Below are 16,236 nucleotides of genomic sequence, written 5' to 3'. Positions count from 1 at the left end.
GCGCACCGTCCACGACCCAGGGAGATCCTGTGCGTCCGACTTTCCGCGCCGCCCGTTTCGCCGCCGTCCTCGCCGCCGCCTCGTCCCTGCTCTGGTCCGCGCCGCCGCCCGCCGCCGCCGGACCGCCCGTCTCCTACGCCGCGCTCGGCGACTCGTTCTCGTCCGGCGTCGGTGCCGGGCCCTACGACCCGGCGAGCGGGCTCTGCCTGAGAAGCCCGCGCGCCTACGGGCCGCTGTGGGCCGCCGCCCATGGGGTGCGGGACTTCCGGTTCCCCGCCTGCGCCGGCGCCACCAGCGACGACGTACTGCGGAAGCAGGCCGGCGCGCTGGACCCGGGCATCCGCCTCGTCACCCTCACCCTCGGCGGCAACGACGTGGACTACTCCCGCGTCATGCTCGCCTGCAGCGTCGGACTGCCCGGCGCGTGCGACGCGGAGGTGGACCGGGCCGAGGCCGAGATGGACCGCTCCCTGCCCCACCGGCTGGACGCCGCGTACCACGCGATCGCCCAACGGGCGCCGCGCGCACGGGTGGTGGTGCTGGGGTACCCGTACCTCTTCGGCGGGCCCGGCTGCCTGGTCCCCTCCCCGCCGAACGCCCGGCGGATGGACGCCGCGCTCGACCACCTGGACGCGGTGATCGCCGACCGCGCCCGGGCCGCGCGGTTCACCTACCTCGACGCGCGGCGGACCTTCGCCGGGCACGGGGCCTGCTCCGGCGCGCCGTGGATCCACCCGGCCGGACCGCTGTTCTGGGAGTCGTACCACCCCAACGGTGAAGGTCAGCGCGGGTATTTCAGGCTGCTGTCGCGCGGACTCTGAGCGGGGGCGGCGGGGTTCACGGCCGCCGGGGTTTCGAGGCGACCACGATCGCGTAGCCCAGCTCGGGCGTGGCCGCGAGCCGGTCCATCGCGCCGAGCAGGGCCTCGCGCTCCTCTCGTTCCTCGCGTTCCTCCGGGGGGACGTCCATCGCGTCCGCCCGGAGGGCCGCGCAGAGGGCGCGGAGGGTCTGCGGGACGCTGTGCTCCGAGACGTCCGCGACGCTCTCGACGGCCAGTCCGGCGTCGGCGAGCAGGGAGGGGTAGTCGGCGAGGGGCAGGATCGCGGCGATCCGGTTGAGTGCGCAGAAGGTGTCGAGGGCCGTGCGGCTCGCGGCCGGCAGGGGGGCGCGTTCTACCAGGTTGGCGATGGCGAGGCGGGCGCCCGGCCGGAGCACGTCGTGGATCCGGCGCAGTACGTGCCCGGGGTCGGGCATGTGGAGGAGGGACTCGAAGAGCCAGGCCCCGTCGAAGGAACCGGCGGGGAAGGGCGGCTCGGCCGCGTCGGCGAGCCGGAAGGAGACCCGGTCGGACAGGCCCTCGGCCACCGCGGCGGCGGTCGCCAGGCGGACCTGCTCCCCGCTGAGGGTGATGCCGGTGACGGCGGCGCCGGTGGTGCGGGCGAGCTGGAGGGCGGGACGGCCGGTGCCGCAGCCGGCGTCCAGGACGTGCTCTCCCGGCCCGACCCCGAGGGCGTCGGTCATCAGCCGGGTCATGCGGGCGGACGCCGTGGTGACGGAGAGGGCGGGCGCGGCGGGGGTGCCCTCCGCCGGATCGGGCCAGTGGCCGAAGTGGATGCTGCCGCCGAGCAGCGCGGCGGTCCGTTCGCTGTGGCGGTCGTAGAGTTCCGCGATGGCCTGGGGGGTGACGTCCCGGAAACCACTGATCATGGCGGGTTCCTCCTGCGGGGAAGGGAACGGGAACGGGCCGGTCGACCGGCCTCGGCGAGCGCGGCCTGATCGGCGAGCGTCGCCCGCGGAGACGCGGACGATCTCCCGAACGTTGCCCCCGGCCCCGGCCGCGTGCGGCGGGACGCGTCCGGCGAAACGGGACGGAAGCCGCGGCCGACCGGCCGGAACCCTCCGTATCTCCGTTCGGGAGCGGGTGGACGAATCACGGCAGGTGCCCCGCCGAGCTGGACCTTTTGCGGCGGAAGGCAGCCCTCCGCGGGACAAAAAAGAGCGATTTTGCGCCGCGCCCTCCACTGGTCACCATGTGCTTCTGTCGCACATATCTGCGACCTGCCCGCAGGATGAGAGGCGCACCACCCCATGCACGAAACCGACGGCACCCCCGCGCGCCGTTTCGGCCTCCCCACGGCGATAGCGCTCGTCATGGGGAACATCATCGGCGGCGGCATCTTCCTGCTGCCCGCCTCCGTCGCCCCGTATGGCACCGTCAGCCTGCTCGCCTTCGGCGTGCTGACGGTCGGGGCCATCGCGCTCGCCCTGGTCTTCGGCCGGCTCGCGGAGCGGCATCCGCGGACCGGCGGGCCGTACGTATACGCGCGCGAGGCGTTCGGCGACTTCGCCGGCTTCCTCTCCGCGTGGTCGTACTGGACCATGACGTGGGTCAGCAACGCCGCGCTGGCGGTGGCCGGCGTCGGCTACTTCCACGCGCTGACGGGCGGCAAGGGCTCGATGGGCACCGACCTGGCCGTGGCCCTGCTGATGCTCTGGCTGCCGGCCCTGGCCAACCTCGCCGGCACCCGCTGGGTGGGGGCGGTGCAACTGGTCTCCACGGTGCTCAAGTTCATCCCGCTGCTGTTCGTGGCGGTCGTCGGGCTGTTCTACTTCGACCCGCACAACCTGGGCTCCTTCACCGAGGGCGGCGGGAACTGGGCCGGCGGCCTGACCGCGTCCGCGGCGATCCTGCTCTACAGCTACGTCGGCGTCGAGTCGGCGGCGATGAGCGCGGGCGAGGTCCGCGACCCGGAGCGCAACGTCGGCCGGGCCAGCGTGCTCGGCACCATCGGCGCGGCCCTGGTGTACCTGCTCGGCACCCTCGCGGTCTTCGGCACCGTGCCGCACGGCAAGCTGGTCGGCTCCACGGCGCCGTTCTCCGACGCCGTCAACGCGATGTTCGGCGGGGAGTGGGGCGGCACCCTGATCGCCGCCGCCGCCGTGATCTCCATCGTGGGCGCGCTCAACGGCTGGACGCTGATGAGCGCCCAGGCCCCGTACGCGGCGGCCAAGGACGGCCTGTTCCCGGCCGTGTTCGCGCGCAAGCGGCGCGGGGTGCCGACGGCGGGCGTGCTCGCCGCGTCGGTCCTGGCCACCCTGCTGACAGTGATCAACTACGTGTCGGGGGCGGGCGGGGTCTTCGAGATCCTGGTGCTGGTCACCACGTTCTCCGCGACCGTGCCCTACCTGCTGGCCGCCGCCGCCCAGGTGTACTTCCTGCTCACCGGCCGGCGCGACCGGGTGCGCCTGGGCCGGCTGACCCGCGACCTGGTGCTGGCGCTCGGCGCGTTCGCCTTCTCCTTCTGGCTGGTCGCGGGCGCCGGCTACAAGGCGGTCTACCAGGGGGTGCTGTTCCTCTTCGCGGGTGTCCTCGTCTATGTGTGGATGGCGGCCCGCCGGACCGGGGCCGCGGCCGGTGACGCCGGATCCACGGCCGCTGACGCCGGGGCCGGGGAGCCTGCGGCCGCCGCGGAGCCCGCCGTCGTCGCGGAGTCCGCTGTTGCCGCGGAGCCCGCGCCGGAGGCGGCCTTCAGGAGCTGAGCGCCTCGGCAGGGGCGAGCAGGTGGTGTACGCGAGCGGGCGGCACGTTGTCCCAGACGACGTGCCGCCCGACGCCGTACCGGGCCGTGAACGCGTCCAGCAGCGCGGCCACCGCCCGGTGCCGGCGCGCCTCGGCCCGGCCGCCGGTCAGCGCGCGCAGCGGCCGGGTGCCGAGGTAGGCGAAGAAGGTCAGGTGCCCGCCGGGGGCGAGGGCGCACAGGTACTGCCCAAGGATCGCCGCGACCGTCTCCCGATCCGACATCCTCGACGACACCCCCGGCATCACCGTCGCCGCCGAGGCCGCCGACGGTGCGGAAGCCCTCGAACGGGCCCGTGCCCACCGGATCGACGTGGCCCTCATGGACGTGCGGATGCCCCGCGTGGACGGCATCGAGGCCACCCGGCGGCTCCGCGCCCTGCCGGACCCGCCGCAGGTCGTCGTGTTCACCACCTTCGACCTCGACCGGTACGTGTACGACGCGCTGGCCGCCGGCGCGTCCGGGTTCCTGCTCAAGGACACCGAACCCGACGAGATCGTCCGCGCCGTACGGGTCGTCGCCGCGGGCCAGGCCATGCTCCACCCGCACGCGGCCCGCCGCCTCATCGACCGCTACCACGACACGGCCCGCCCCTCCGGCCGCGCCGCCCGGGCCCGCGTGGAGCGGCTCACGCCCCGCGAGACCGACGTCCTCGCGCTGCTCGCCGGCGGCGCGTCCAACGCTGGGATCGCCGCCGCGCTGGGGATGCGGGAGAGCACGGTGAAGGCGCACGTCAGCCGGATCCTGGCGGCGCTGGAGGTGGACAACCGGGTGCAGGCCGCGCTGTGCGCGCGGGACGCCGGGATCGGGACCGGCTGACGGACGGGCCGCGCACGGGGACGGGCCGCGCACGGGGACGGGCCGCGCGCGGGGACGGGCGGCGCGGGACGCTGTCTGGGAGGTGCCGGTACGTGGGACGTGCCGGGAGGCAGCCGCTACCTGGGAGGTAATCGCGGTCCGTGCGCGCGCACGGCAGGCTGTGGGCATGCCTCCGGACCCGGGCGCTCGGGTTCGGAGGCCCCCAAGCCCCTTCCGCAGGAAGAGAGTTCGCCATGTCCGTGTACGAGACCGCCGTCGCCCGCTACCTCGCCGCCTGGAACGCCGACGCGGAGTCCCGCGCCGCGGCCGTCGCCGCCGCCTGGACCGAGGACGGCTCCTACACCGACCCGCTGGCCGACGTCACCGGGCACGACGGGATCGCCGCCGTGATCACCGCCGCGCACGAGCGGTTCCCCGGCTTCGAGTTCCGGCCGGCCGGTGCCGTGGACGGGCACCACAACACCGTCCGGTTCGGCTGGGAGCTGGTCTCCACCGCCGACGGGTCCGCGCCCGTCGCCGGCTTCGACGTGGCCGTGCTCACCGAGGACGGCCGCATCAGCGGCGTCCTCGGCTTCCTCGACCGGGTCCCGGCTACGGTGTGAGCCCCCGCAGGTACGCGGCCGTCTCCGCGTCGGCGGGGAGGAAGGTCTCCAGCGCCAGCTCGGAGACGGTCACGTCCAGCGGAGTGTTGAAGGTGGCGATGGCGGAGACGAACGACAGCGTCCGGCCGTCATGGTCGATCAGCATCGGCAGCGCGTAGGGCGCGCACCGGTCGCTCGCCCGCTCCTCGCCGCAGGGGTCCGGCAGCGGGTAGGCCACCACCTCGTCGTACAGGGCGCGCAGCGGCGCGGACCGCATCAGGGAGAGCTGGCGGTCCATCTGATGCAGCAGATGACATCGCCACTCGGGGAAGTTGCGGATGCGCGGGGCCATGCCACGGGGGTGCAGGGTCAGGCGCATGGCGTTCAGCGGAGGGGCGAGCAGCTCCTCCGCGACGCCCTCCAGCAGCATGGCGACGCCCCGGTTGGCCGCCAGCACCTGGTACGTGCCGTCGACGACGAGCGCGGGGAACGGCTCGTAGCCGCGCAGCAGGACGTCGAGGTTCGCGCGCATGTCGCTCAGCGCCGGGTCGTCCAGCGACCGCTCGGGGTAGCGCGGGGCGTAACCCGCCGCCATCAGCAGGGTGTTCCGCTCCCGGACGGGTATGTCCAGGTGGTCGGCGAGGCGCAGCACCATCTCCTCGCTCGGCCGCGACCGGCCCGTCTCGATGAAGCTGATGTGCCGGGCCGAGGAGTCGGCGCGCAGGGCCAGTTCCAGCTGGCTGATCCGACGGCGGTTCCGCCAGGAGCGCAGCAGCTCGCCCACTTGCGGGACCGTCGGGGTCGCAGTAATCGTCATGCGTGCGACCGTAACCCGCCGCCCCCTCGGGCCGACGGGAAACAACCCCCGCCCCGTGGGAGGCTGGGGGTACGGGCCCCGGGGCACCGGCCCCGGGGCACCGGCCCCGGGGCACCGGCCCCGGGGCACCGGCCCCGGGGCACCGGCCCCGGGGCACCCGGCGGTGCGCGGTGCGCCGAAGACGGAGCACGGTGCGACGAGGAGGAGCTGTCATGACGGTCGAACCGCTGTCGCAGCAGGACGTCGAGGAGCGCCTCCGGGAGCTTCCCGGCTGGACGACGGACGGGCTGCTGCTGCGCCGTACCTACACCTTCGCCGGGCACCTCCCGGCGGCGGCGCTGGTGCTGCACATCGCGGTCATCCAGGACGAGTTGGGGCACCACGCCGAGGTCACACTCGGCTACGACCGGGTCGGCGTCGCGGTGAACACGCACAGCGTGGGCGGCAAGGTGACCGGCCTGGACATCGAACTCGCGCGCAGGATCGAGGCGGTGGCCGCCGGGCACGGGGCGCGGGCCGCCTGACCGCGGTGCCTGGCTGTGGGCCGCCTGACCGAGCGGGCCGCCTGACCGAGCGGGCCGTCGGGCCGCGGGGTGCCGGCCGCTCTCGCGAGACGGCCGGCTTTCCGGACACGATCGGCTTTCAGGACACGTTCGGCTTTCAGGACACGGTCAGCCGGTAGAGCGCGTCGACGTCCGTCGCGTACGCCTTCTCTATCGCCCGCCGTTTCAGCTTCATGGTGGGCGTCAGCAGCCCCTGCTCCTCGGTGAACTGGCCGGCGAGGATACGGAACGTGCGGATCGACTCGGCCGGCGGCGCCTGCGCGTTGGCGGCCACCACGGCCCGCCGGATCTCGGCCTCCAGCTCGCGGTCCCGCACCAGCTCGCCCGGGGGCGGGACGGGCCGGCCGCGCATCGCGCACCAGTGCGCGACCGCCGGGCGGTCCAGGGTGACCAGCGCGGCGAGGAACGGGCGGCCGTTGCCGACGACCAGGCAGCGGTCCACCAGGGGGTGCGCCCGGACGCGTTCCTCCAGCGCCGCGGGCAGCACACCCGTCCCGTCGGAGGTCGCCAGAGACTCCGCCTTGCGGCCCTTGATCGTCAGATAACCGTGGTCGTCGAGCGCGCCCAGATCCCCGGTGGCCAGCCAGCCGTCGCGGAGGACCGTCTCGCTGCCGCGCGGGTCGCCCAGGTAGCCGGCGAAGACCTGCGGGCCCCTCAGCCACACCTCGCCGTCGTCCGCTATGCGCACGCCCGTGCCGGGGACGGGCGTGCCGACCGTGCCGAAGCGCGGGCGCTCCGGCGGATTGGCGGTCACGGCGCCCGTGGTCTCCGTCAGGCCGTAGCCCTCGACGAGGGTGATACCGGCGCCGGCGAAGAAGAGGCCGAGCCGGCGGTCGAGGACGGCACCGCCCGACAGCCCGAACCGCAGCCGGCCGCCCAGGCTCTCCCGGAGCCCGGAGTAGACGAGCCGGTCGAAGGCCCGGCGCCGGACGCGCAGGGCCGTGCTCGGACCCGGGCCGACGCCGAACGCCCGCTCCTCCAGGGCGCCGGAGTGGCGGACGGCCACCTCCACCGCCCGCTCGAACGTCCGCCCACGGCCGGTGCGTTCGGCCTCGTGCCGGGCGGCACTGAAGACCCGCTCGAACACGTAGGGCACCGCGGCGAGGAACGTCGGGCGGAAACTCCGCAGCTCGGACAGGAACACCGGCCCCGACATCCTGGACTGGTGCCCCACCCGCACCCCGGCCCGTACGGCGGCGACCTGCACCATCCGGCCCAGGACATGGGCGAGCGGCAGGACGAGCAGGGTGGACGCCTGCTCCCCAGGGCCGGAGCCGGAGCCCGGGCCGGAGCCGGGACGGAAGACCGGGCCGAAGCGGCCGACGACGTTGTCGGTCTCCGCCATGAAGTTGGCGTGGGTGAGGACGCACGCCTTGGGGCGCCCGGTGGTGCCCGGGGTGTAGAGGACGGTGGCCGGAGTGTCCGGGGTGACGGCCGCGCGCCGGCGGTGGACCTCCTCCTCCGCGACCCCGGCGCCGGCCGCGGTCAACTCCTCGACGGCGCCCGCGTCGAGCTGCCACAGCCGGCGCAGGCCGGGCAGCCGGTCGATGACGGAGCCGACGGTCATGGCGTGGTCGCCGTGCTCGACGACGCACGCGGAGACCTCCGCGTCGTGCAGCGTCCAGAAGACCTGCTCCACGGACGCCCCCGGGTACAGCGGCACCGACTGGGCGCCGACGGACCACAGGGCGAAGTCGAACAGGGTCCACTCGTAGCGCGTCCGGGAGACGATCGCGACCCGGTCGCCCGCGCGGACGCCCTCGGCCAGCAGGCCCCTGGCCAGGGCCGTCACCTCGTCCCGGAAGCCCGCCGCCGTCACATCCCGCCAGCCGCCGGCCGTCCTGCGGCCGAACGTCACCCGGTCCGGGGTGGCGGCCGCGTGCGCGAACACGACGTCCGCCAGACCGCCGGAGGGCGGCACCGGTACCAGGGGTGGGACGGTGATCTCGCGCACAACCTCGCTCCTCGCCACGCTCCGCACAGCGCGGGTGACCGTACCCGATCCCCCAACGGTGAACCCTGAGGTTCGGGTGGACGGACGGGGCTCACGGTATCTGCACGAAATCTCCCTGACCTGGCTCGATATCTCCCTGACCTGGCTCGATCACTTCCCGACTGATTCGGTGACTGGTCCCGACCGTTTCAGGGGCGGCCGGTGACTCCGCCGGCCCCTGGAGGGGCCGACTCACCCGCATCCGCCGGCTCGCCCGGATACGCAGGCTCGCCGGGATACGCCGGACCCGCCTGCCGAGCTGGACCCGCCGGATCACCCGGATCCGTCCGCCCGGTCGGACCCGCCTGCCCGGTCGGACCCGCCTGGCCGGCCTGCCCGATCGGTCCCGCCAGCCCGGTCGGCCCGGCCGGATCCGCCTGCCCGCCCGGATCCGCCTGCCCGCCCAGATCCGCCGGCTCGCCCGGATCCGTCCACCCGCCCGGACCCGCCTGCCCGGTCGGGCCGCCCAGACCCGCCTGTCCGCCCGAACCCGCCCGCTCCGTCAGCTCGTTCGGTCCGGCCGGCGTGTGCAGCCGGTCGCCGGCCGCGAGGATCGCCTGGGACAGCGCCTCGGCGCTGCCCCGCACCGCGCTGTCCCGCTCGGGGCCGGGCCCCTGCAGCAGGACGACGTCGATGGCGCCGAGCTCCGGCAGCCCGGCGCGGGCCGGGACGGGCGCCAGTCCCGGCGGGATCATGCCGCGCGTATGGGCCATCACCCCCAGCCCGGCCCGGGCCGCCGCGACCAGGCCGTTGAGGCTGCGGCTGGTGCACGTCACCCGCCAGGCCCGGCCGTCGCGCTCCAGGACGTCCAGGGCCCGGGCCCGCGTGATCGCCGGGGCCGGGAAGACGACCAGGGGCAGGGGCCGGCGGGCGTCCAGGCGCAGCCGCTCGCTGCCGATCCACACCAGGCGGTCACGCCAGACGAGCCGGCCGTTCTGCGGCTGCCGGGGGTGCCGTTTGACCAGCACCAGGTCGAAGCGGCCGGCCGCCATCTGTTCGTGCAGCGTGTCCGAGAGGTCCACGGTGAGCTCCAGGTCCACCTCCGGGTGCTCACGCCGGAAGTGCTCCAGAACCTCGGGCAGCCGGGTGAGGACGAAGTCCTCGGAGGCCCCGAAGCGCAGCCTCCCGCGCAACCGCGTCCCCGCGAACCAGTGGGCGGCCCGCTCGTTCGCCTCCAGGATCGTGCGGGCGAAGCCGAGCATGGCCTCCCCGTCCTCGGTCAGCTCGACGCTGTGCGTGTCCCGCGCGAACAGCTGCCGGCCGGCCGCCTCCTCCAGCCTGCGCACCTGCTGGCTGACGGTCGACTGGCGCACCCCCAGGCGGTGGGCGGCCTGGGTGAAGCTGAGCGTCTGCGAGACGGCGAGGAAGGTCCGCAACTGCACCGGATCGAACATGCCCCAAGCCTATCGCCGCTCGTGATGACAGTCAGCACGGTGAACGGGGTTCCCGATGACGATGCCCCCGAGCAGGCTGGCACTCATGCGCCGACCAGCCTTTCCGACCTCCTTCCTCTCCCGCGTACCCGTCGATCCCTACGTCGCCGCGCTGCTCGGCACGGTCCTGCTCGCGGTGCTGCTGCCGGCCCGCGGCCCGGCGGCGACGGTGGCCGGCATCGCCGCCAAGATCCTGGTGGGCCTGCTCTTCTTCCTCTACGGCGCCCGGCTCTCCACCCGGGAAACCGTCGAGGGGCTGCGCCACTGGCGGCTGCACACGGCGGTCCTCTGCTGCACCTTCGTCGTCTTCCCCCTGCTCGGGCTCGCCGCCCGCGGCCTCGTCCCCTACGTCCTGACCCCGAGCCTCTACGACGGCTTCCTCTTCCTGTGCCTGGTGCCCTCCACCATCCAGTCGGCCATCGCCTTCACCTCCATCGCTCGCGGCAACGTGGCGGCGGCCATCTGCGCGGGCTCCTTCTCCAGCCTCGTGGGCATCGTCCTCACCCCCCTCCTCGCGGCGGCGCTGCTCGGCAACAGCGGCGCCGGGTTCTCCCTCGACTCACTGCTGTCGATCGTCCTGCAACTGCTCGTGCCCTTCCTCGCCGGCCAGGTGCTGCGCCCCTGGATCGGCGGCTTCCTCGGCCGCCACCGCACCGTCCTGGGCCGCGTCGACCGCACGTCGGTGCTGATGGTCGTCTATGTGGCCTTCAGCGCGGGCATGGTGCGCGGCGTGTGGAGCCAGGTGACGCCGTGGCGGCTGCTGGCCCTGCTGGGTGTGGAGGCCGTCCTGCTGGCGGTCATGCTCCTCCTCACCGGCTACGGCACGCGCCGGCTCGGCTTCTCCCGCGCGGACCGTATCGCCATCGTCTTCGCGGGCTCGAAGAAGGGCCTCGCGGCCGGACTGCCCATGGCCACCGTCCTCTTCGGGGCCGAGTCCAGCCTCGCGGTGCTGCCCCTGATGCTCTTCCACCAGCTCCAGCTGATGGTCTGCGCCGTCCTCGCCAAGCGCTTCGCCCGCCGACCGGACACCGACGCCCCGGAGCCCGCGCCGGCCGCGGCGGCACCGGGCCGTGCCGAGGTCGCCACCGGCCCGGTGCGGTAGCCAGGCAGCCGCGCCGCCGGTTTATACCGGCCGCAGCACCACCTTTCCCTGGTTGGCGCGCGATTCCATGATCTCGTGGGCCTTGGCGGCGTCCTCCAGGGGCAGTTCGGCATGGACGTGGGGCCGCAGCCGGCCCTCGGCGTACAGCGCCCAGAGGTCCTGCCGCCACCGCTCCATCAGATCGGGACGGTGACGGGCTATCAGGGCCATCTGGAAGCCGATCGCCGATTTCGCGCCGACCAGCAGGTCGTACGCCCGGAGAGTGCCTCCGCCGGAGCTGTAGGCCACCAACCGCCCACCGGGCGCGAGCGCGCGGACGGCGGGGGAGAGGAGGTCGCCGCCGACCGCGTCCAGCACGACGTCCACCGGGTCTCCCCAGGACTCCTCCTCGTAGGTGACGGCCTCGTCGGCGCCCAGGGACGTGACGAACCCGAGCTTTTCCCGCGAGCCGACCGCCGCCACCACCCGGCCCGCCCCATGGGCCCGGGCGATCTGCACGGCCAGATGCCCGGCGCCGCCCGCCGCCCCGGTGACCAGCACCGACTCGCCCCCGGCGGGGCGTGCCGCCTCGTAGGCGCCTCGCGCGACGAGTCCGCAGCGGACCAGAGCGACCGCGTCGGTGGCGGTCGCGCCGTCGGGGATCCGGGAGGCCATCGAGGTGTTCAGCACGGCGTGGTCCGCGTACCCGTCGCCGAAGCAGAGGCCGGTGACCCGCTCGCCCGGCCGGAACCCGGTCACGTCCGGGCCCACCGCGACGACCTCTCCCGCCACGTCACCGCCCAGCCCCGCCGGGAGGGGCTGCCCGCCCTCCCGGACCTTCCGCGTCACGGGCAGGGTGACGCCGATCGCCTCGACGCGCACGAGCAGTTCACCCGGGCCGGGGCGGGGGACCTCCGCCTCCTCGACCCGCAGGACCTCGGGGCCGCCGTTCTCGTAGTAGCGGACACGTCGCATGGTGCACCTCCACAGCCGTCGGTCGCCGGACACCTTCATTGGGCGCCCCAACGGTTATGACTGTAGCGGATGCCGTTGGGGATTCCCATGGTTTTTCGTGGGAATTCCCAACGAGTCCGGGCTACCCTCGACGCATGGCACACACCCGTACGGATCCCGGCGCCCGCGAACCCGCCCTCGGCCACATCCAGTCCCTCCCGAGCTGGCTGCTCAACCGCGCCTCCGCGCGCGGCCGCCGCCTCGTCGCCGACGCGCTCGCGCAGGACGGCATGCGCATGCCCCACCACGCCGTGCTCTCCGCCGTGGCCGACCTCGGCCCGGTCGCCCAGGCGGAGCTCGGCCGGACGACGGGGTTCGATCCGAAGGACATGGTCGGCATCCTCAACGACCTCCAGGCGCAGGCGCTGATCACCCGCGCCCCCGACCCGTCCGACCGCCGCAAGAACGCCATCACGCTCACCGACGAGGGCCGCAAGCGCCTCAGCCGCCTCACCGAGCTGGGGGACGCGGCCAACGAGGAGCTGCTGTCCGCCCTTTCGCCCGTCGAGCGCGAACTGTTCCTCGCCCTGCTCGCCCGGGTCGTCGACCAGGGCTGACCCGCTCCGGGGCCCGATCCCCGGGCCGCCGCCGGGGAGGGTGTGAGGGGCGGGGTCCGGGGGCCACTGGGGGGATTCGGGGGCCGGGGTGGGGGCAACCCTGAGACGACCCTGGTCCGGCCCTGATATTCGGCCAAATCCCGGACGGCCTCCCCTCGGATCTGGTGGGATGGCCTCGCGCCGAAACTCCCGCCCCGCGCGCCGCCATCGGCGTACGACGTGCCGTGACCCAGCACCGCGAAAGGAGCCCGAGTGACCCTGCAGCAACTGCACTACTCCTGCTCGTCCGCGGCCTCGGGCCCCCGCTTCACCGCCGCCAGCCCCGACCTGCCCGCCCTCCTGCTCGGGGAGACCGAGCCCCTGCTCGCCTACGAGCCACCGGACGCCGCTCCCGCGTCCGCCCCGGCCCATGGGTCCGCCGCCGTCGTCGCCGATCCCGCCGTCGTCGCCGGTCCCACCGCCGTCTCCGGGACCCCCGGCATCTCCGGCCCGGACGCGGTCACCGGTGAACTCGCCGACCTCCCCGTCGTCTTCAGCCACAACCGCCTCTCCGACGGCACCCGGCTGCTCTGCCGCGCCGTGTGCACCGGCACCTACCTCCGCGGCCGGCGCCACGCCTTCCACGCCCACGCCGTCCGGCTGACGCAGGACGGGCCCCTGCCCGGTGGCCTGCTGCCCATCGAGGCGTGGGAGTCCCCCTCCTGGGCCGACACCACCCCGGACGACGGAGTCCCCATCCCCCTGGCGGCCTTCGCCCCGGCCCGCCGCATCGGCAAGGAGGGGCTGCTGGAGTTCGTCACCGCCCGCGCCGAGCGGCTGGAGCCGTTCCTCACGGACGTCCGCGCCCTGTTCCGCAGCCCCGACTCGCCCCAACTTCTGGTGATCGAGCGGGACACGACCCGCATCGCGCACTGGATCGCCGTCGCCAGCGCCGTCCTCCCCCGTGAGCACGCCCACCGGCTCACCTTCACCACCTACACCCGTCGGCCCCTGCTCGCCCGGCACCAGATCGTCGGCGCCCTCCCCGGATCCGACTTCGACTACGCCCATGTGGCGGCCGACCGGCGCTACCGCGTCCACGACTGCGCGGGCGGCCAGTCCAGCCCCGTCCGGGACGAACCCGACCCCTGGGCCGTCGTGGCCGCCCGGGTGCTCCTGGCGGGCAAGCCCGCGCTGTTCACGGAGGCCGCCCGGCTCCGCACGGCCGGTGACCGCGACACCACCCACGACGCCGGCCGGCTCGCCGCCGTCGCCCTCCGCGAAGGGATCGCCCTGGACTCGGCGGGACGGGCGGCCGCCGCCCGCTGGGCCCGCCAGCACGGACAGCTCCCCCTGGGCGACCGCACGGACCGGGCGGACGGAGCGGTGCCCGGCGCGGTGATCGCCGCCCTGGCCCGGGGCGGCACCCCCCGCACCCCGGCGGAGTGGGCCGCCCTAGCCGAACTCGCCGAGCACTTCGGACCGTTGACGGACCACCCCGCCGGCGAACGGCTCAGACGCGACCTGCGCACGGAGCTCGACCGCGCCACCCCCGGCGAACCCCTCGAACAGGTGCTCTCCCTCCTCCGCCTCGCGGAAGCCCTGCGCGTCGACCACACCCCCGTCCTCACCGCCCGCCTGAGCGCCGCGCTGCTGGGGGAGGCCAAGCAGGACCGGGAACGGGTGTGGGCGGCGGTCACCGGCCGCCCGGGGCTGACGGCGGCGGTCCTCGACGCCCTGGAACGCACCGCGGCCACCGGCGACCCGTCGTCCGTCGTCCGCCTCCTCACCACCGGCTTCCCGAAGGACCAGCTGGTGGACCACCCCCACCTGCGCATGGCGGCGGCCGTCGCGGGCCGGCCCCTCCCGCCCGACCAGGACCGCACCGACCTCCTCACCGCACTCACCCGCGCGGCCGGCCGCCGCCACGGCTCCGACCCCGCCGTCCTGCGCACCGCCTACCGGCTGATCTGGGGCAGCGCCCGGCCCACCCCGGCCGAGGCCGCCGCCCTGCTGGCCCGGCTGCCCGCCGAGCGGCACCGCGCCGCCGGCCTCGACGACGCGCTCGTCCGGTCCGCGCTGGAGAGCGGCTCGGACGACGAGCACGCGCCCGCCGTCGCCCGCACCCTGATCCTGCGGTGCGGCCAGCGGCTCGACCCCCGCCGGCGCGCGGCGCTCCTCCTCCTCGACCAGGCGGGAGCCCTCGCCGACGGAGAGGAGCAGCCGGGATTCGCCGCCCGGGTCCTCGCCCTCCGCGAGCAGGCGGCGCCGCTGGAACCGGCCATCGACGAGCGCGTCCGCGGCGCCCTCCTCCGCAGACTGCTCTCCGGCGAGCCCTGCCACGACGAGCTGTCCGCGCTCGTCCGCTCCGGCGACGAGGAACTGCTCACCGCCTATGCCCGCATGGCCCGCAGCGGACTCGCGGACCTCGTCCTCCGCCGCTCGCCCGAGTTCGCGGGCGTCTGCTTCATGGCCTGGAACGCCGACGCGGGCGAGAGCGACCTCTGGGACGACCTCCGGAACGAGCTGCTGGTCACCGTGCTGCGGCCCGCCGTCCGCCGGATGACCCGGGAGGAGCTGGACGAGGTCCAGTGGTTCCTGAGTGAACAGGACGGCGCCTGGGGCGAGATGTTCCTCGACTGGAACAGACGCCCCGGAGTGCTCGGCAGACTCGGATCCCTGTGCCGGACGGCGGGGGCGAGGGCGCGGCCGGACTGAGCGGGCCGGACCGCCGGCAGCCGGCCGCCCAGGGCCTCCGTCACGGCAGCAGGATGCGCTCCTCGCCCGCGTAGACGTTCATCGACGAGCCGCGCAGGAACCCCACCAGGGTCATCCCGCTCTCCACCGCCAGGTCGACGGCCAGGGACGACGGCGCCGACACGGCGGCCAGAACGGGGATCCCCGCCATGACCGCCTTCTGCGCCAGCTCGAAGGAGGCCCGCCCGGAGACCAGCAGGACCGTGCCCGACAGCGGCAGGGACCCGTCGCGCAGCGCCCTGCCGACGAGCTTGTCGACCGCGTTGTGCCGCCCCACGTCCTCGCGCACGTCCAGGAGTTCGCCCTCCGCGGTGAAGAGCGCCGCCCCGTGCAGGCCGCCCGTACGGTCGAAGACCGTCTGGGACGCACGCAGCCGGTCGGGGAGGGCGGCCAGCAGGGCGGGCGAGAGGCGGACCGGGTCCGGGCCGTCCGCGACCGGCCAACGGGCCGTGGTCCGCACCGCGTCCAGGCTCGCCTTGCCGCACAGCCCGCACGACGACGTGGTGTAGACGTTGCGCTCCAGGCTCACCTCGGGGACGGGCACACCGGGAGCGAGCCGGACGTCGACGACGTTGTAGGTGTTGGAGCCGTCGTCCTTGGCCCCCGCGCAGTAGGCGATGTTCGCCACCTCCTCGGCCCGTCCGAGCACCCCCTCGCTGACCAGGAACCCGGCCGCCAGCGCGAAGTCGTTGCCCGGCGTGCGCATGGTGATCGCCAGCGGCTTGCCGTTCAGCCGGATTTCCAGCGGCTCCTCCGCCACCAGGGTGTCGGGGCGCGTGGTCACCGCCCCGTCCCGGATGCGGATGACGCGGCGGCGTGCGGTGACCCGTCCCATGCTGATCGGTTCCGTTGCTGTCGGCGGCGGTGGACGGCCCATTCTCGCCGGAGCCGGCGACGGCGGGGGAGCCGGGGCCGTACGGGCGGGCGGCGGCCACCGGTGGCCACCGTGAGAGATGACGCCGGCTGCGCCGAACACCGCCACGAGTGCGTCCCGTTGACGCAGACGAGGAGGACCGGACGGAGGAGGGCAACCCCTCCCGCACCTTCCCTACCCCTTACCCGCG

General features: G+C 74.8%; 14 protein-coding genes and 1 pseudogene. 8 read left to right on the top strand and 7 right to left on the bottom strand.

What is annotated here, in order from left to right:
* Positions 1-29: 29 nt before the first annotated feature.
* Entirely contained in the window at positions 30-821 is a 792-nt protein-coding gene (locus K7I03_RS05420; protein WP_185943463.1) for an SGNH/GDSL hydrolase family protein, read from the top strand.
* A gap of 16 nt (positions 822-837) precedes the next feature.
* Here K7I03_RS05420 and K7I03_RS05415 read toward each other — a convergent pair whose 3' ends face one another.
* On the bottom strand, positions 838-1,707 hold the full coding sequence (locus K7I03_RS05415; RefSeq protein ID WP_185943462.1) for an SAM-dependent methyltransferase: 870 nt from the start codon (positions 1,705-1,707) through the stop codon (positions 838-840).
* A 381-nt stretch (positions 1,708-2,088) separates the two neighbouring features.
* Between K7I03_RS05415 and K7I03_RS05410 the strand changes: the two genes are divergently transcribed.
* On the top strand, positions 2,089-3,540 hold the full coding sequence (locus K7I03_RS05410; RefSeq protein ID WP_185943461.1) for an amino acid permease: 1,452 nt from the start codon (positions 2,089-2,091) through the stop codon (positions 3,538-3,540).
* On the opposite strand, the gene K7I03_RS05405 is transcribed toward K7I03_RS05410, so the two are convergent.
* The gene (locus tag K7I03_RS05405) at positions 3,530-3,802 is read right to left on the bottom strand and encodes a hypothetical protein (protein ID WP_185943460.1); all 273 of its coding nucleotides are present in this window, start codon (positions 3,800-3,802) and stop codon (positions 3,530-3,532) included. The two genes, K7I03_RS05410 and K7I03_RS05405, sit on opposite strands and share 11 nt — an antisense overlap.
* Here K7I03_RS05405 and K7I03_RS05400 point away from each other — a divergent pair.
* Together K7I03_RS05400 and K7I03_RS05395 are read left to right on the top strand one after the other, a co-directional pair.
* Positions 3,774-4,397 (top strand): response regulator, encoded by a 624-nt coding sequence (locus K7I03_RS05400; RefSeq protein ID WP_185943591.1) that lies wholly within the window; start codon positions 3,774-3,776, stop codon positions 4,395-4,397. The two genes, K7I03_RS05405 and K7I03_RS05400, sit on opposite strands and share 29 nt — an antisense overlap.
* Before the next feature lie 233 nt (positions 4,398-4,630).
* Positions 4,631-4,999, top strand: coding sequence for a nuclear transport factor 2 family protein (locus tag K7I03_RS05395; RefSeq protein WP_185943459.1), 369 nt, complete (start codon positions 4,631-4,633; stop codon positions 4,997-4,999).
* Here the strand turns inward: K7I03_RS05395 and K7I03_RS05390 are convergent.
* Positions 4,989-5,795, bottom strand: coding sequence for a helix-turn-helix domain-containing protein (locus tag K7I03_RS05390; RefSeq protein ID WP_185943458.1), 807 nt, complete (start codon positions 5,793-5,795; stop codon positions 4,989-4,991). The genes K7I03_RS05395 and K7I03_RS05390 overlap by 11 nt on opposite strands.
* A 212-nt stretch (positions 5,796-6,007) precedes the next feature.
* Between K7I03_RS05390 and K7I03_RS05385 the strand changes: the two genes are divergently transcribed.
* The gene (locus tag K7I03_RS05385) at positions 6,008-6,319 is read left to right on the top strand and encodes a 4a-hydroxytetrahydrobiopterin dehydratase (RefSeq protein ID WP_185943457.1); all 312 of its coding nucleotides are present in this window, start codon (positions 6,008-6,010) and stop codon (positions 6,317-6,319) included.
* Between the two features lie 136 nt (positions 6,320-6,455).
* Here the strand turns inward: K7I03_RS05385 and K7I03_RS05380 are convergent, their stop codons facing one another.
* Positions 6,456-8,312: an AMP-dependent synthetase/ligase gene (locus K7I03_RS05380; protein ID WP_185943456.1), complete on the bottom strand. Its 1,857-nt coding sequence runs from the start codon at positions 8,310-8,312 to the stop codon at positions 6,456-6,458.
* Positions 8,313-8,872: 560 nt separating this feature from the next.
* Positions 8,873-9,745 (bottom strand): annotated as a pseudogene (locus tag K7I03_RS05375) (LysR family transcriptional regulator); the annotation flags it as partial.
* 85 nt (positions 9,746-9,830) lie between these two features.
* Here K7I03_RS05375 and K7I03_RS05370 point away from each other — a divergent pair.
* Positions 9,831-10,886, top strand: a complete 1,056-nt coding sequence (locus tag K7I03_RS05370; protein WP_185943455.1) for a bile acid:sodium symporter family protein — start codon at positions 9,831-9,833, stop codon at positions 10,884-10,886.
* Positions 10,887-10,907: 21 nt separating this feature from the next.
* Here the strand turns inward: K7I03_RS05370 and K7I03_RS05365 are convergent, their stop codons facing one another.
* On the bottom strand, positions 10,908-11,840 hold the full coding sequence (locus K7I03_RS05365; RefSeq protein ID WP_185943454.1) for a quinone oxidoreductase family protein: 933 nt from the start codon (positions 11,838-11,840) through the stop codon (positions 10,908-10,910).
* 134 nt (positions 11,841-11,974) lie between these two features.
* Here K7I03_RS05365 and K7I03_RS05360 point away from each other — a divergent pair, with 134 nt between their 5' ends.
* Both K7I03_RS05360 and K7I03_RS05355 read left to right on the top strand, forming a co-directional pair.
* Positions 11,975-12,436: a MarR family winged helix-turn-helix transcriptional regulator gene (locus tag K7I03_RS05360; protein WP_185943453.1), complete on the top strand. Its 462-nt coding sequence runs from the start codon at positions 11,975-11,977 to the stop codon at positions 12,434-12,436.
* Between the two features lie 252 nt (positions 12,437-12,688).
* A complete protein-coding gene (locus K7I03_RS05355) occupies positions 12,689-15,133 on the top strand; it encodes a GTPase-associated protein 1-related protein (RefSeq protein ID WP_185943452.1) in 2,445 nt (814 codons plus the stop codon).
* Between the two features lie 40 nt (positions 15,134-15,173).
* Here K7I03_RS05355 and fdhD read toward each other — a convergent pair whose 3' ends face one another.
* Complete coding sequence (fdhD, locus tag K7I03_RS05350) at positions 15,174-16,007, bottom strand: formate dehydrogenase accessory sulfurtransferase FdhD (RefSeq protein ID WP_185943451.1); 834 nt, start codon at positions 16,005-16,007, stop codon at positions 15,174-15,176.
* Positions 16,008-16,236: the final 229 nt, after the last annotated feature.

Source organism: Streptomyces mobaraensis, from assembly GCF_020099395.1.
Lineage (GTDB): Bacteria > Actinomycetota > Actinomycetes > Streptomycetales > Streptomycetaceae > Streptomyces.
Note: the sequence above shows the minus strand (reverse complement) of the source record. Positions and strands in the feature narration are given on the sequence as shown.

Excerpts from the sequence above, each read along its gene's own strand:
- K7I03_RS05415 (WP_185943462.1), bottom strand. The coding sequence starts at position 1,707 with ATGATCAGTGGTTTCCGGGACGTCACCCCCCAGGCCATCGCGGAACTC.
- K7I03_RS05410 (WP_185943461.1), top strand. The coding sequence starts at position 2,089 with ATGCACGAAACCGACGGCACCCCCGCGCGCCGTTTCGGCCTCCCCACG.
- K7I03_RS05405 (WP_185943460.1), bottom strand. The coding sequence starts at position 3,802 with ATGTCGGATCGGGAGACGGTCGCGGCGATCCTTGGGCAGTACCTGTGC.
- K7I03_RS05395 (WP_185943459.1), top strand. The coding sequence starts at position 4,631 with ATGTCCGTGTACGAGACCGCCGTCGCCCGCTACCTCGCCGCCTGGAAC.
- K7I03_RS05390 (WP_185943458.1), bottom strand. The coding sequence starts at position 5,795 with ATGACGATTACTGCGACCCCGACGGTCCCGCAAGTGGGCGAGCTGCTG.
- K7I03_RS05385 (WP_185943457.1), top strand. The coding sequence starts at position 6,008 with ATGACGGTCGAACCGCTGTCGCAGCAGGACGTCGAGGAGCGCCTCCGG.
- K7I03_RS05370 (WP_185943455.1), top strand. The coding sequence starts at position 9,831 with ATGCGCCGACCAGCCTTTCCGACCTCCTTCCTCTCCCGCGTACCCGTC.
- K7I03_RS05365 (WP_185943454.1), bottom strand. The coding sequence starts at position 11,840 with ATGCGACGTGTCCGCTACTACGAGAACGGCGGCCCCGAGGTCCTGCGG.
- K7I03_RS05360 (WP_185943453.1), top strand. The coding sequence starts at position 11,975 with ATGGCACACACCCGTACGGATCCCGGCGCCCGCGAACCCGCCCTCGGC.
- fdhD (WP_185943451.1), bottom strand. The coding sequence starts at position 16,007 with ATGGGACGGGTCACCGCACGCCGCCGCGTCATCCGCATCCGGGACGGG.